Source organism: Sulfurimonas sp., from assembly GCF_028694605.1.
Classification (GTDB): domain Bacteria; phylum Campylobacterota; class Campylobacteria; order Campylobacterales; family Sulfurimonadaceae; genus Sulfurimonas.
Genome location: NZ_JAQVKP010000009.1, coordinates 85,392 through 100,878 on the forward strand (window position 1 = coordinate 85,392; position 15,487 = coordinate 100,878).

Below are 15,487 nucleotides of genomic sequence, written 5' to 3' on the forward strand. Positions count from 1 at the left end.
GAGGAGCTTGGACAATGCAAGATGCTATCATAAAGGGAAACGAGCTTTTCCAAAAGAGTTTTTTTAAGGCGTATGAGAAGGAGTTTTTACAACTCTCTCATAAAGGGCAAGCTCCAAAAGCACTCTATATCGGTTGCTCGGACTCAAGAGTTTTGCCAAATCTCATTACCAAAAGTGCACCGGGAGATCTCTTTGTTGTACGTAATGTGGGTAATTTTGTTGCCCCTTACAAGCCTGATGAAGATTTTCACTCAACGGCTTCGGCAATTGAGTATGCCGTAAGTGTGCTTGAAGTCAAAAATATCATCGTTTGCGGACATACAAAATGCGGTGCAATTGAGGCTATCCATCAAAAAAGCTGTGAGAACAATCCTGAACTTGTTCATACAAAAACATGGCTTACCCTTGGCGAGAGCGCAAAATCACAAGCGATTTTGGCTTTAGGGTTAAAGGCAGATAAAGAGGTTTTATACCGCTTGACGGAAAAACTCTCCGTTGTTTCACAACTAGAAAATCTCTTGACTTACCCATCTGTCAAAAAAAGAGTCGATAGCGGAGCAATTGCCATCCATGGTTGGATATATGACATACAGAGCGGCGAGATAGAGTACTACGATCCGGAAATCTCACAGTTTTTACCGCTAAGTTCGCTTAAGGTGGAAGAGGAGCTATAAAAAGTACCTCTTTATCCACACGCTAAGCACATAAAGCCCCCAGACGTGCTGTTTAAAGCCGCCTGCGTGGGCTTTTTGTATGTACTCTTCTAGTTTTTCTCTCTTAAAAATCCCGCTTTGCTCATTTACCTCTCTTATGACATCTATCTTTTTGCTCTCTATAAGGTACTCCATAAACGGATTTGAGAACCCTTTTTTCTTCCTTGTGAGTATTTTTGAGTCTATATGCGGTTTTAAAGCCTCTTTTAAAAGTGCTTTTGTTATGCCATCTTGATAGCGGATTTTTGGGTCTATGCTAAAGATAAGAGAGGCTAATTTGTGGTCTAAAAACGGGGTGCGGGACTCTATGGAGTGTGCCATACTGACACGGTCAAGCTTTGCAAGATAGTGTTCTGCTTGGAAAAGGTGCAGGTCGATGTAGCTATACCAGATGCTCTCATGGGTGTGGGCGGATGCCTCAAAGCGTTCACGGTAATTTTTTATATATTTGAGCGATTCGTTGTCTCTTATATTTTGGCGCATGGCGATATTTTTTTGCAAATCGCTAAAGCTCTCTCCCGTGGTGCGAAACAAAAGTGTGCCGTCAAATACTCTTTTGTAGCGTTCCCACTCTCTGTTCATGGAGAAATTGGAGTGAAAATAGTTGCTGAGCCAGTTTTTATTTTTTAGTCGTGTCAAGTTCTGTACATCCAAAAACTCAAAATATTGTCTGTATCCCAAAAAGAGCTCATCGCTTCCCTCGCCGCTTAAAACTACTCTGTACCCATCTTTTTTTATCTGCTCAAAAAGAAGGTACAAAGGTATGGCGGCGGGGTCGTTGAGCGGTTCATCAAGTGTATCTAAAACCCTATCGCTCGCCTCTAAAAACTCTTTTTGTCCTATGATAACTTCTTTGTTTTTTACTCCCAAAAGCTCTGCGCTCTCTTTTGCGTTTTGCCGCTCATCGTACTTTGCAAACTCCCTGTAGCCAAGAGTGTAGGTTTGCAGATTTGTGCCGCTTTTGAGCGCATAGGCGTTTATCGCCGCACTGTCGATGCCGCCTGAGAGGAGCGATGCCATGGGTACGTCGGCACTAAGGCGCAAGTTTATGGACTCTTCAAGCATTTCTCGCACCCGAAAAACCGCCTCTTCTTTGTCGGTGATGAGATTTGGTTTTGCATCAAGCAGGTCAAAATATCTCTTTACCTCAAATGCACCGTTTTGGTAAATAAGGTACTCTCCCGCTCCCAGTTTTTTGATGCCTTTAAAAAAAGTAAAGGGCGGCGAGGGTGCTAAAAATGAGAGATAGCTAAGAAGCGCATCAGAGTCCATCTCTGTTTTGTGTAAAAAAGGAAGAAGTGCTTTTATCTCCGAGGCAAAGACGAATGAGTTGTTGTGGAGATAAAAAAGCGGTTTTTTGCCAAGTCTGTCACGAAAAAGGTATAGCGTTTCATCGTCTAAGAGTGCGATGGCAAACATCCCGCGCAAATGCGTTACAAACTTAACGCCCCATTTGAGATAGGCGGCGATGAGAACCTCTGCTTCACTCTGCGTCTCAAAGTCAAATCCATCCCTAAGCTCGCTAAGAAGCTCTTTGTAGTTGTAAATCTCACCATTAAAAGAGAGCAGGATATTTGCATATTTTACGGGCTGGTTTGAATCGGATGAGGTATCCATAATACTTAGTTTTTGATGGGCAAAAAAGAGGTTTTTTCTCTGCACAACTCCGCAAAAATCTGGTCCTCTGTGTGTAAGTGCGGCAAGAGCAGTTTTGGCTGCATGCTCATCATATTCACCTAAAATCCCAAAAACCGCACACATCTTTAAGCCTTCAAAAACATAACTGTAATATCTTCTTGCATATAATCATCCCGCAAAATTACCTCTTTTACCCCTAGATGATGTGCCATCTGCATAATCTGCTCAGTTGTGAGGTAGTTGTAAGTTTGGCTCTTTTTCTCGCCGTGAAGTACATTAAAGCAAAAACCGATACGAGAAGCCTTAAAGCAGTTTTGCACAAAAAGATAACTCTCAAACTCTTCCAAAACATTCATCGCACCGCTACAAATGTAAAAATCAGCAGTAGGAAGATTGTCTTTGCAGATGTCCGCAACGATGATTTCACACCCTGTACGTTCACTTGCGATAGAGTACATGTCCACTAGCGCATCTATGCCGACGTACTCTTTTGGCGCTCTTTTTTTCTTCTGCATATAGAGATATAAATCGCCAAACCCACATCCCGCATCTGCAACGCTGTAGAGGCTCATGTCGGTGGGCAACATCTCTAAGATGATGTCAAAGCGTACTTTTTGTGACTCTTTTGAGTGCCAATTTACGCCCTTGGCTGTTACGCCGTACTTTTCTATGGCGGTAGAGTAGAATGTTTTGTTGTCAACTTTAGGCATGGTTTACTCGTTTCATTTGCGAATTATAGTATAAAATAGGGTTATACTAAACAAGGATTTTTTATGAACCACATGTACAATCTAGCCATCATTGGCGCAGGACCCGCAGGAATTGCTACGGCTGTTGAGAGTTATCTGCAAGGCATTCGTGACATCATTTTGCTTGAAAAAGACCAAAACCACAACTCCACTATCCGAAAATACTACAAAGACAACAAAAGAGTTGACAAGGATTGGAAAGGGCAAAAGGTCGAACTTGACGGGCGCATATACTTTGTGGACGGGACAAAAGAGAGTACTTTAGACTTTTTTGACGAGATTTTGGCACGCCACTCCGTTGAGCTCAAAACCCACACAGAGGTGCAAAAAATAGAAAAAAGAGATGGGTATTTTGAAGTTTTTGTGGGTGGCGGAAGCATCAATGCAAAGTATGTGGTGGTAACGATTGGCAGGATGGGCAAACCAAACAAACCCGACTACAAAATCCCCCTAGAGATAAAAAGCAGGGTAGGGTTTACGCTTGAGGGCTGTACGGGCGGCGAGCAGGTGCTTGTTGTGGGCGGAGGCGATAGTGCTATTGAGTATGCGGTTGAACTTGCCGGCAAAAATGAAGTGGGCATCTGTTACAGACGGGAGACCTTTAGACGGGCAAACCCAACCAACCAAAGAGATATAGCAAACGCCATTATGCACAAAGAGGTCGAGGCGATTTTGGGTGTGGATATAGTTTCACTGGAAAATGGGGACGGGAGAGTAAAAGTCAACTTCGACACCATAGAATCCCAAACATACGACAGGGTTATCTACGCCATCGGCGGCACGACACCAAGCGCATTTTTGGCAAGTTCGGGTATAAAAGAGGAGGATGGCAAACCCGTCCATGACGAAAACTATGAGACAAACATAAAAGGTCTTTTTGTAGCGGGAGATATAACGCAAGAGAGCGGCGGAAGTATAGCACTAGGGCTAAACCACGGCTATGCCATCGCTTGTCATATCCAAGAAAAGAAAGTTATTTAACTTCAGTCTGCTCTTTCTTTTTTTTGTTTATGGTTGTTGATAAGCTTGATGATTATCATTATGGAGATGGCCTGAAAGAGCGAAGCCAAGATAAGTGCATAGTAGTAGAGTTCATTGATGCTATTTGCGTTGTACGCAAGTGTTGCCATTGCAATAAGAAGTGTAAGCGGCATTGCGTGGGAGAGTCCCATTAGGATAGAATCTGTCGTCCCCAGTTCTTTGACAAAAACAAGCGAAGCTGCAACACGCATCACAGTCATAGCAAGTGTAATAAGAAGCGCTTTTGTGATAAGCCCGTCCATAAAGAGTGCTTCAAGGTGAAATGAAGCGCCGATATGGATAAAAAAGATAGGTATCAAAAACCCAAAACCAAAAGAGGCTAGTTTTTCAGGAAGCTCTTTTTTGTGCTCAAAAAAGGTAGGGATAAAGATACCTGCCAAAAATGCCCCAAAGGCAAGCTCAAGCTCAAGATATAGCATCGCTCCCACAAGAAGAAAAAAGATGCCCATGGAGAGCCTGATATCTTGTTCTTTCTTGTCGTCATAGGGCATAAGGGATGTTGCAACCTCCGGAAACCACCAGAAAAGAAGTTCGATAGCGCGAAAGAGTGAGAACATAAAGAGCAAAAAGAAGATAAGCGCAAAGATGGTTTGTACAAGTCCAAGACCAACTCCCGTGTGAAGCGTAGCAGAGGTAAGCGTTAAAAACCCGATGCTCACTATTTCACCGATTGCTCCTGCCGTCATAGAGAGAGCAAGCCAAGGTGTTTTGCCATATTCTTTGGAGAGAGTGGCGATAAGCCCGACAGAGATAAGAGGCATAAGGACCATAAAAAGCTTACTTAGCCCAAAATAGAGGGTAAAAGCTATGGAAAATCCATACAAGATAGTAAGATAGACAACGATTTTTCTCACCAGCTCTTTTGGTGTTTTGAGCGTGCTTTTAAGGTTTATCTCTGTTCCGGCGATAAAAATCAGATATAAAAATCCAAACTCAGCAACGATATCAAAAAGGTGCTCATTATGTAAAAAACCCGCATATCCAAAAATCGCTCCAAACATAATCTCAACAGGCGTAATAGGGATTCTTAAAACTTTTGCAAAATATGGCGAGAATATGATGATAAGTGAAATCGTAACGATGAGGACAATAGAGTCTTGCATCAATTTTGTACCGTTGTAGCGATATCAAGCCCAAGAGAGCGGAGCATCTCCAAATCCCTCTCCATCGCCTTGCCGCTTGTAGTGAGGTAGTTTCCTATAACGATGGAGTTTGCTCCATTGGCAAATATCTCGCCTTCTCTTGCACCAAACATCAATCCTCTGCCGCCTGCAACCATGATTCTTTGCGCAGAGGGAACCACTTCTCGTGTAAGCTTGACAAGCGCTAACGCCTCATCAACGCTAAGCTGATTTGGTTGTAGTTGCAACGCTTCATTGTGGTGGTAAAAGTTGATAGGAACGGAAGCAGGGTGCAAAGATGCAATAGACTCAAGCATGGAAATTCTATCTTCATGGCTCTCTCCAAGCCCAAAAATCCCACCGCTGATAAGCGCCAAACCCGCCTCATTTACATTTTTGCAAGTCTCATAACGCTCATCCCAAGAGTGGGTTGTACAGATTTGAGGATAAAAGTTGCGCGAAGTCTCTAGGTTGTGGTTGTATGCCTTTATGCCGGATGCTTTGAGTGTCAAGAGCTGCTCTACGCTTGCCGTGCCGTTACATGCGATAAGGCGGAGTTTTGGTGTCTCTTTTGTCAAAACTTCTGCAACAGAGCAGACAAAATCAATTGTTTTATCGTTGAGACCCTTGTCAGACGTGACAAGACAAAACCCAAGCGCGCCACTCGCCTCTGCATTGCGTGCTTCTTGCAAGATAAGCGAGATATCTTTTTGTTTGTAGCGCTCAATGTCAGCTTTGTAGCGTACACTTTGCGAACAAAACTTACAATCCTCATTGCATGTACCGCTGTTGATGTTGCAGATGGAACATAAAAATATCTTCTCGCTCATTTTTTTTCTCTTTCAAAAGTAAAATGCTCTTTGTCTATATTTTCGCTTTTGTTGGCACGGGTATAGCGTGTAATGTTATAGGTGTCGTTTAAAAGTTCAAGCATCGACCATTCAGAGAGCGGCTTGTTGCGTGCGCATACCTCGCCTGAGTTGAGAAAAAGCTTGTTGTTTGTGTATTGGAGCGAAAACTCATGAGTATGTCCAAAGATAATCACATCCGCATCAGGTGCCATGTAAAAAGGGAGATGCATCAGTTTGAAGCGTGTTTTTGCAAGTTCAAAGTAGTATGGCTCCTGCACAAGGTTGAACTGCGTGTGAAAATGAGCCAAATGGGCATCATTGTTTCCATAAACAGCGATATAGGGAATATTGCTCTCTTGTAAAAGATGCAGCACCTCAATATCTACGATATCTCCAGCATGAACGAAAAACTCCGCCCCGTCATGTAAAAGCGTCTCAATGGCACGTTGGGCTTTTTTTGGTTTTTTGTGCGTATCTGAGATAATTCCGATTTTCACTGTTTTTGCTCTATCTCTTCTGCTGGTGTTTTTGTTTTACACTTAAGGCACTCATAGACCTCTTTGCCTCTGTAAACTCTCTTTGCAAGAGTACCGTCACAACCGTTTTCTTTGCACTTATATTTTGATGGTTCAAATTTTGCGATAAACTTGCATTTAGGGTAGTTTTCACATCCCCAAAATGGTCCGCGACGTGAGTTCTTGAGGCTTATCTTACCGCCGCAATCGGGACAAGGCGTCTCGCTAGTTTTTTGCTCTACTTGAATGCTTTTTGTATTTTTACACTCAGGATATCCGCTGCATGCCAAAAACTGACCGTTTCTTCCGCTCTTTAGCACCATATCTTTGCCGCACTTATCGCAAATCTCTCCGCTTGCTTCGCCTGATGCTTTTTCCTCTTTTTTCTCACCTTCAACCTGCTCGGTATATTTACACTTCGGATATGCGCTGCATGCGATAAACTCTCCAAATCTTCCCGAGCGCAGCAGCAGTTCAGAGCCGCATTTTGGGCAACCTCTCCCTAGTGGTTTTGCTACTTTAAGCGATGTTATAGCTGTTTTTCCATCTTCAACTTGGCGTGAGAAATCAACATAAAAATCACTTAAAAGTTTTTGCCAGTCATTTTGCCCCTCAGCAACCTCATCAAGCTTCTCTTCCATATTTGCCGTAAAAGAGACATCAACGATATTTGCAAAGTTTTTCTCCAAAATCTCCGTTACCGTAAAAGCCATCTCTGTGGGGATAATCTGCTTTTTCTCGATATTTACATAGGTTCTGTTGCTGAGTGTCGCTATGGTTGGCGCATAGGTGGACGGACGACCAATCCCCTCGCTTTCAAGTTTTTTGATAAGCGAAGCCTCAGAGTAGCGTGCTGGCGGCTCTGTAAAGTGTTGAGTCGGCTTTATGCTTTGAAGAGAGGCAACCTCGCCCTCTTTGAGCGTAGGAAGCAGCTTGTCCTTGTCCTCAGCACCCGTTAGCGCATAAAAACCGTCAAAGGTAAGCTTGCGCCCGATAGCTCTGTACTCATTTTCATTGCCGCTGAAAGTGATGCTTTGTTGCTCAAAAATGGCATCATTCATCTGGCACGCCATGAAACGCTCATAGATAAGGCGGTAAAGTTTAATCTCGTCAGGCTTTAAAAAGCTCTGTGCCACTTCAGGCGTAAATTGCAACATGGTTGGACGGATAGCTTCATGTGCCTCTTGCGCACCTTTTGCTTTTTTCGTATAGACTTTTGGCTCTTTTGGAAGATACTTCACTCCAAACCTGCTCTCAATTACGCCACGAACAGCCATAACTGCCTCATGAGCAAGGTTAAGTGAGTCTGTTCTCATGTAGGTAATGACCCCAGATGTTCCGCTTGGAGTTTTTACCCCCTCATAAAGCGTTTGCGCCACCATCATCGTTTTTTTAGGAGTAAACCCCAGTTTGCTTGAAGCGACTTGTTGGAGTGTTGAGGTCATAAAAGGCGGAGGCGTTGCGCTTCTTCTCTCTTTTGTCTCAATTTGCGTGATAACAAAAGAGTCGCCTTTAACGCTCTTTTCTATTTCCAAAGCTTGCGCTTTGCCGGTAATGGAGAGTTTTTGAAGCTTCTCACCTTTGTGTGTTACAAGCGAAGCTTCTATGTCTTTCTTAAAAAGTGTATCGATAGTCCAATACTCCTCTGCCACAAAAGAGCGAATCTCACGCTCCCTATCGACTACAAGCTTAAGCGTAGATGACTGCACACGTCCCGCAGATAGCCCTTTTTGGATTTTGGAACTAAGCAGCGGAGAGAGTTTATACCCAACCACTCTATCAAGGATACGGCGTGCCTGCTGAGCATTTACCATGTCCATATCAATTTTGCGGGCATGTTCAAGTGCATTTGTTATAGCAGTTTTGGTAATCTCATGAAAAACGATGCGAGGAAGTTCCTCTGGGTCTCTTTTGATGGCATGCGCTATATGCCACCCTATCGCCTCACCCTCACGATCCTCATCGGTCGCTATATAGATAGTATCACATTTCTTTGCCAAATCATTGATTTCTTTGACTGTTGCAGCGTTCTCTTTTGCAACGCTGTAGGCAGGGATGAGATGGTTTTGTTCATCAATAGTGATTCCAAAGCGAGATTTAGGCAAATCCCGTATATGCCCTTTAGACGCAATTACCGCATACTCCTTGCCCAAGAAGTTTTTGATAGTTTTTGCTTTAGCGGGTGATTCGACGATAATGAGGTTCAAAATAGAGTTTCCTATATATATGGTATGGCATTTAAGTTCGAAAGTGTAGCAAAAAAAATATAAATAACGAAAATACGCTCTTTTACTTCTCTCTTTTGCAAACGAGGTCCCAACCTCGTAAATTTCTATTGTATAATTTGGGATAAAAACAGAGGAGTTGTTCATGGGCGCATTAAAAGTTGAAGATTTTCCGCACTACACTTATAAAGAATATAAACTCTGGGAGGGCAGTTGGGAGCTGATAGACGGTGTGGCATACGCCATGAGTCCTGCCCCGATGATAAAGCATCAAAGTGTTAGCAATAACATCGCATGGGAGTTAAAAAACAATCTCCAAGATTGCAAAACCTGCCAAGCCCTTTTGCCCATCGACTGGAAAATAAGCGAAGATACCATCCTTCAGCCCGACAACAGTGTAATTTGCCATAAACCAAAAAATGAAGCTTATATCACAAAAGCACCCAAAATCATCTTCGAAGTCCTCTCAAAATCCACTGCCAAAAAAGATACCGGTATAAAATTTAACATCTACGAAAAAGAGGGTGTGGAGTACTATATCCTCGTAGATCCCGACGAGAGCATGGCAAAGGCATATAGGCTTCATGATGGAAGATATATCAAAATGGCAGACGCAACAGACGAGACCATAGAGTTTGAGATAAAAGAGTGCGGCAAAACAATCACTTTTGACTTTAGTAAGATTTGGTAAAAATTTTTGCAAAAAAATTAAAGTTATTTTTTATGCTGACGATTTAGTTTACATCAAGGCAAGGATGCCTCGATAAATAAACTAGATAGAGCAAAGCTCTACCCAAAAAGGATTTACAATGGGTTTCAGAATTAACACAAACATTGCGGCAATGAACGCGCATAGAAATTCTACTATGAACAATGTTGGACTTGATAAGAGTCTTCAGGCTTTGAGTTCGGGTCTTCGTATCAATACTGCTGCTGATGATGCTTCCGGTCTTGCTATTGCAAACTCTCTTAGATCTCAGTCAACGGGTCTTGGTCAGGCTATCAGAAATGCAAATGACGGTATTGGTGTTACTCAGACTGCTGACGGTGCGCTTGATGAGTATGAAAACATTATTAACACAGTTAGAACCAAGGCTATCCAAGCTGCGTCTGACGGTCAAAATGCAGACTCTCGTGCGGCAATCCAAAGAGATATTGACAAGCTTTTAGAAGAAGCGGACAATATCGCTAAAACGACTCAGTTTAATGGTCAACAGCTGCTTGACGGTACATTTACAAGCAAAGCTTTCCACATAGGTGCGTATGCTGCTGAGACGGTCGATGTATCTATAGATTCTGCTAGAATCAGTGAAGTAGGTAAGATTACTGCAGTAAATAACGAAGGTACTACTATTGATGGTTTGGCAACTTGGGCTGCTCTTACTGCTGGTAACATTACTGAAACTGCGAGTGGTTATGTGCTCAAAGCAAATGAACTCAAGGTAAATGGATTTGATGTTGCGTCAACACTTAATGAACAAAGTCCTACCAGACTTCAAGATGCTAAGAGTTTAGCTGCTGCAATTACAGAAGCGACAGGTCTTTTGGCTGACGCTACGACAAAGGTGAACGGTGCTGCAGTTGCAGGCGCAACCTTAACTGCCGGAGCGACTTTAACCATAAACGGCTTTTCTGTTGATGTTGCATCAAAGACTATTGCTGCAAATGACTCTGACGGGTTATTGGCAAGGCTTATCAATGATGTTTCTGCGCAAACAGGAGTTACTGCTGAGAATGTGGGTGGTAAAATGGTGCTTACCGCTGAGGATGGTCGTAATATATCAATAGGTGGAGGTTCAACTGCATTAACGGCAGCTGGCCTAACAAGCAGTGTAACAACTGATGCAGCCACTGGTACTGCTACTCTTTCAACTACTGCGACTGCAACCATAACATATACGTCAGGTCAGTTGGTGATTAATGGAGTTGATATGGCTGGCACATATGGTGACGGAACAGCAGGTTCTGCAGCACAGCAGTTTTTAAATGCTATTAAAGATATAGAGGGATTTGAAACTTCCACAATTGCTAGCGGCGTGTTAACTCTTAATGTCAATAACGGTGATGACCTTAATATTGCAGGCTCAAATGTGTTGGCTGGTTTAGCAGAAGGTTCGGTTAACAGTTCTACAAAAGGTGTTGTAAATATTTATGGTGACGATAAGATAACAATAGGCGGTACGGATGCTGCTTCATTTGGTTTCACGGCTGGTGCTTATACTCCAAAAGAGACTGGTAGTGCACTCAATAGCGTAGATGTAAAAACTCGTGAAGGTGCAGAAGTTGCAATTCTTATAGCTGATAAAGCTCTAAAAAATATTGATGAGATTCGTTCTGGTATCGGTTCTACTCAAAATCAGTTGGAGTCAACTATCAGAAATATCTCTGTAACTCAAGTAAATGTTGCAGCTGCAGAATCTCAAATCCGTGACGTTGACTTCGCGGCAGAGAGTGCAAACTTTGCAAAACGCAATATTCTTGCTCAGTCAGGCGCTTATGCTATGAGTCAGGCTAATGCTGTTCAACAAAACGTGTTAAGATTGCTACAATAGTGATAATCGTTGAAGTGGCGTGAGTTGCTGATGCGTTTATTAACGGTTCTTTAAAAAGTGGGGAGTTTAGTCCTCACTTTTTTTTAATAAAGTAGAGGTCATATCTGCCTCCCCTTTATTTATTTTAAAATAAAAATCTGTCGTGCTGTGTGTACGAAGCTGAGCTCTATTATCTTTTTACCCATTCAATATAAATGCTCATGGTGTTTATGTACAAGTCCAAAATCTTTATTACCTGCTCTGAAAATATGTCATGTATCTTTTTTAGATGTCTTTTAGAGTTTTTAAGACTCTTGGTATTGAATATATTAAAAATATAGCCGCTTACAAGCGGTAAATAGCTATAAAAAATTGTATTTATTGCGTATTTTTTAGAGCTTTTTTCATTTATCATCTCTAGTGTCAGCATATAAAAAGCTTTCATATATGATTCATAGTTGCTTGTTGGTGCTGTTTTTTTAAAGTTTAATGCAATTGTTTTTATCCTTTTTGCCTCTTGTATCTGTTCTTGTAGAGATTCTATATCTTTTTTATTCGGAGTGCATTCCGAGATACTTTTTAAGAACTCTTTTACACTTTCGAATTTTTCTTGCTGCAACAGACTTGAAAATGAAGCAGTAACTACATCTTTTGGTTTTAGCGCAAGTGCTCCTTTTAAATATGCCCCGTCACCGAGATTATAAACCTTTTGATTATTTATAAGGTATTTGTCGGAAAAATCATTAAAATAAGAGATAGAGAGCGATAAGGAAGCAGTTGTAGGAACTGTGTCTAAGAAGTTTCCTTTTACTTCTAGCAAATTTTTAAAAAGAGAGAAAAAGTCGCTCTTTTTATTATCTTCTACAATAGAACTTGACATGTGATCTTGAGAGTGGCTTCTCTTTGTTTTAGGATCAAGAGCCAAATCAAGCCCGAGCAGATATATCTCTTTTGCTCCCAAGAGCAAACTTATTGCATATCCTGTCTCACCTACGCTTACCGAGGTAAGGGAACCAAAGTCTATCTTGTAGCTGGCGCTTTTATCAAAGAAGAAGATGTTTTCTCTCTCGAAACTTTCTATCACGTTTCTGGAAACGGTAGATGAAAAAATAAATGTTGTTTGGTTTAGGAAAGTTTTTTTGTTAACACCGTCCAGAAAATTAATAGATGCTGCCTTATCATCAATATGTATGACAATATCAGGTTTTACATCCAATCTATATAGCGTTTTGACGCTGGCAAGCACACTTACGATATAAAATTTATCCTGATTCTCTTGAAGCCACTTCGAATTATTGTCCAAAGAAGGACCTGCTGCTATAAAAAGAAGCGGTTTGTCAGAGAAAGGAGAATTTGTGCGGATAGTTGAAAAATCTATAAAAGGGTATCCTTCTATCAAATACTCAGGAGATTTTAAGTGAGATCTCAAGGTGTCTGAGTAGGGGTATGATAAAAATACGTTTGAAACTATGTATCTTTGTATTTTTTCTATTTTTGGTAAATCTAATTGAGAAAAGAGTGAGTATTTTAGATAGAAATTATTATTAAAGCCCATTACATAAAAGTGTTCAAAAATATTTTTAAAATCAAAATCATTATCCATAATAGAGAAAAATAGTTTTGCTTTAGCGGAAAGATCTTTATAGTTTGTAGTAAAGAGAGACAATCTAAAGAGTTCAAGATTGTCTTCTATAATGAGAAGCTGTCCTGAAGCCGTTTTGCTTTGTATAAGCGGTATATGCAAACCTAAGCCAACGCCGCAGAATATATATTTTTGTATATATTTCATCTCATCGTCTTCGGATGTTACACTGTTCGCATAGTGAATTATTTTTGCGGATGCAAATAACGGGTCTAGCTTAGGCGGTTTTTCATCATATCTATCTACAACTTCCTGTGAAAGCCGTTGTTTATAAAAACTCTCTATTACGCCGGAAGATTTTTTAAAGTTAACCTGTTTTGCCATTTGTTTGGCGTGGTCAATACTGTTTTGATTATATAGGTAGTTATTTGAGCGCAGATCCAAAACATCAAAATAGTCTCCTTTGTATTCAAGTGAGTATTTTTCTTTATAAGAGCCGTTTTGGATAGCATGATTTAATATGTCTATTTTTTTAAAGAGATCCGGATGAGCTTCTCTTAAATAAGATAGATTTTTTCCAAATAAAGAAATCGCATGTTCTTCGATAGAGTGCACTGTAATAACCTTTGAAATTAACTATACTAAAATATTAGCAAAAGCCATTCCATCGGATATTCTATGAAAGTATGACACTATCAATGAACTCTCTGACTGCGCCATCCCCGCCACATTTTGAAATATGTATGATATTCGGTATGTTTTTTATTTTTTGGAGAGCATTTGCAGGGCATGCAGCCAAGCCCACAGCTTCTAGAAGCTCTTTGCAGTTTATATCATCTCCTATATAAGCCACTTCTTCTAATGAAATATTTTCTTTTTTGCATATCTCTTGGGCAATTTCAAGTTTGCCTTTGTGCTCTAGGCCCTGATACAAATAGTCGATTTTCAATTTTTTTGCTCTGTTATACACGATTTGTGTGTTCTCACTTGTAATCAGGGCCGTCTTTATATTCGCTTTTCTTAAAAGCTCAAATCCTTTGCCGTCATGTGTGTTGAATTTTTTAAGTTCTTCCCCGCTTTGTCCATAGTACATTCCAGCATCGGTAAGCGTTCCGTCAACATCCGAGATAAAGAGCTTTACTTTCGGTTTTGCTCTTTTGGGGAGTATATATTTATACATTAGTTTTTCAGCTGCTGCCCAGTCATCTTCCTCGTCTATTTCGATTGCAGTAAACTCTTGCATTTCATGAATAGCGATTTTACCGCTTAGACGGTTTTTATAAGTGATTATATTTTTTATCGTGTTAATATAAAATGCTCCGTTTTCCATATATAATCCATCAAAATCCTGCCTTCGGGGACGATTTTTAAAGTCATAGTTTAACGGTTTCGCATTTTTATCCCAAAAAAATCTTTTTGTTCTTACGCATGTAAGAAGTGAGTCTGCACTCTCCTTTTTTAAAGTGTCTAACGCATTGTCAAAATCTTGTGTTTGTGTAAGCGGTGAAGTGGCTTGAACTAAAAAAAAGAGATCATCTTCTCTAAAATTATTTTTAGAGATAAATTCCAGCATTACGGATTCTGTAGTAGCGGTATCGGTTGCGTTTTTCTTGTCTCTTTCATAAACCTCGACCTTGGAAAACCCAAAGCTCTCCGCCATATCTCTTATCTTGTCACAATCGGTCGCTACAAAAATCTTATCTATATTGGCAGAATTTTGAAGCGCTTCCACATTCCAATAAAGCAAAGGTTTTTTGCAGAACTCTTTTATATTTTTAAATGGTATAGATTTGCTTCCGCAACGTACTGGGATAAATGCGATATTCATGCTACGGCTTAATTACAAATGATGGTATATGAGACATCGGCAGTTTTTGCAGAATCAAGTTTTTATCTTTAAAAAATTCATCTGCTGCTTTTGTTTCTCCGGGGAAAGTTCCATAATCATCAAACATTATAATTCCTCCCCTTACAACTTTGTCATACATATTTTCCAAGATTGTAACAGCCGGTTCATAAACATCCGTATCAATATGCAGTAATGCTATTTTTAAATGTTGATTATTTTTGCAATACCGAGGTATTGTTTCAGTTATATCGCCCTTTATAAATTCATAGTTTTCTAGTTTCTTATATTGCATAATTTTTTCTATTTCATCAATTTCAATACTGTTTTGACCAGCGGCGTTGACAAAATTATCAAAATATTTTTTATCTTGTTCAAAGCTTGTAGCAGGGAATGCACCAAAAATATCAAAACCTAAAAGTTTGCGCGAGTATCTTGATTCAAGCAAATCTCTAAAATGGGCAAGCCTAAAAAAAGAGTTTCCTTTAAATATTCCGCATTCTACAATATCCCCAGGAAGATGGAGAATTTTTTTATAAAGCTCATAATGTGAGCCACTTGCAGATTCCCGCAAACAACCAATAATTTAAGCTAATTTAAATTTTAAAAAGCCTTTTGAAATCATGTAAATGTTATAATTTTTTACCACAAAAATAATACAAAACATCAATCAAA

13 protein-coding genes are annotated in these 15,487 nt (G+C 40.4%); 4 read left to right on the forward strand and 9 right to left on the reverse strand.

Going from position 1 to position 15,487, the window contains the following annotated elements:
* Positions 1-14 precede the first annotated feature (14 nt).
* Positions 15-674 (forward strand): carbonic anhydrase, encoded by a 660-nt coding sequence (locus PHY84_RS07010; protein WP_299858660.1) that lies wholly within the window; start codon positions 15-17, stop codon positions 672-674.
* Here PHY84_RS07010 and asnB read toward each other — a convergent pair.
* Entirely contained in the window at positions 669-2,474 is a 1,806-nt protein-coding gene (asnB, locus tag PHY84_RS07015) for an asparagine synthase (glutamine-hydrolyzing) (RefSeq protein ID WP_299858661.1), read from the reverse strand. The two genes, PHY84_RS07010 and asnB, sit on opposite strands and share 6 nt — an antisense overlap.
* 2 nt (positions 2,475-2,476) lie before the next feature.
* Positions 2,477-3,061: a class I SAM-dependent methyltransferase gene (locus PHY84_RS07020; RefSeq protein ID WP_299858662.1), complete on the reverse strand. Its 585-nt coding sequence runs from the start codon at positions 3,059-3,061 to the stop codon at positions 2,477-2,479.
* 63 nt (positions 3,062-3,124) lie between these two features.
* Here PHY84_RS07020 and PHY84_RS07025 point away from each other — a divergent pair, with 63 nt between their 5' ends.
* Positions 3,125-4,081: an NAD(P)-binding domain-containing protein gene (locus tag PHY84_RS07025; protein ID WP_299858663.1), complete on the forward strand. Its 957-nt coding sequence runs from the start codon at positions 3,125-3,127 to the stop codon at positions 4,079-4,081.
* A gap of 2 nt (positions 4,082-4,083) precedes the next feature.
* Here the strand turns inward: PHY84_RS07025 and PHY84_RS07030 are convergent, their stop codons facing one another.
* The 4 genes from PHY84_RS07030 to topA are packed head-to-tail and all read right to left on the reverse strand — an operon-like array spanning position 4,084 to position 8,835.
* Positions 4,084-5,244, reverse strand: a complete 1,161-nt coding sequence (locus PHY84_RS07030) for a cation:proton antiporter (protein ID WP_299858664.1) — start codon at positions 5,242-5,244, stop codon at positions 4,084-4,086.
* Positions 5,244-6,092, reverse strand: a complete 849-nt coding sequence (locus tag PHY84_RS07035) for a biotin synthase (protein WP_299858665.1) — start codon at positions 6,090-6,092, stop codon at positions 5,244-5,246. The genes PHY84_RS07030 and PHY84_RS07035 overlap by 1 nt, the downstream gene beginning before the upstream one ends.
* Complete coding sequence (locus tag PHY84_RS07040) at positions 6,089-6,610, reverse strand: YfcE family phosphodiesterase (RefSeq protein WP_299858666.1); 522 nt, start codon at positions 6,608-6,610, stop codon at positions 6,089-6,091. The genes PHY84_RS07035 and PHY84_RS07040 overlap by 4 nt, the downstream gene beginning before the upstream one ends.
* A complete protein-coding gene (gene topA / locus PHY84_RS07045) occupies positions 6,607-8,835 on the reverse strand; it encodes a type I DNA topoisomerase (RefSeq protein ID WP_299858667.1) in 2,229 nt (742 codons plus the stop codon). Before topA ends, PHY84_RS07040 begins: the two co-directional genes overlap by 4 nt.
* A 163-nt stretch (positions 8,836-8,998) precedes the next feature.
* On the opposite strand from topA, the gene PHY84_RS07050 reads away from it, so the two are divergent.
* Together PHY84_RS07050 and PHY84_RS07055 are read left to right on the forward strand one after the other, a co-directional pair.
* Entirely contained in the window at positions 8,999-9,544 is a 546-nt protein-coding gene (locus PHY84_RS07050) for a Uma2 family endonuclease (protein WP_299858668.1), read from the forward strand.
* Between the two features lie 118 nt (positions 9,545-9,662).
* Entirely contained in the window at positions 9,663-11,405 is a 1,743-nt protein-coding gene (locus PHY84_RS07055) for a flagellin (RefSeq protein WP_299858669.1), read from the forward strand.
* Positions 11,406-11,574: 169 nt separating this feature from the next.
* Here the strand turns inward: PHY84_RS07055 and PHY84_RS07060 are convergent, their stop codons facing one another.
* The 3 genes from PHY84_RS07060 to PHY84_RS07070 form a co-directional block, all read right to left on the reverse strand.
* Positions 11,575-13,581, reverse strand: coding sequence for a 6-hydroxymethylpterin diphosphokinase MptE-like protein (locus PHY84_RS07060; protein ID WP_299858670.1), 2,007 nt, complete (start codon positions 13,579-13,581; stop codon positions 11,575-11,577).
* A 61-nt stretch (positions 13,582-13,642) separates the two neighbouring features.
* Positions 13,643-14,794: an acylneuraminate cytidylyltransferase gene (locus PHY84_RS07065; protein WP_299858671.1), complete on the reverse strand. Its 1,152-nt coding sequence runs from the start codon at positions 14,792-14,794 to the stop codon at positions 13,643-13,645.
* A gap of 1 nt (position 14,795) precedes the next feature.
* Positions 14,796-15,386, reverse strand: coding sequence for a TylF/MycF/NovP-related O-methyltransferase (locus PHY84_RS07070; RefSeq protein WP_299858673.1), 591 nt, complete (start codon positions 15,384-15,386; stop codon positions 14,796-14,798).
* Between the last annotated feature and the right edge of the window lie 101 nt (positions 15,387-15,487).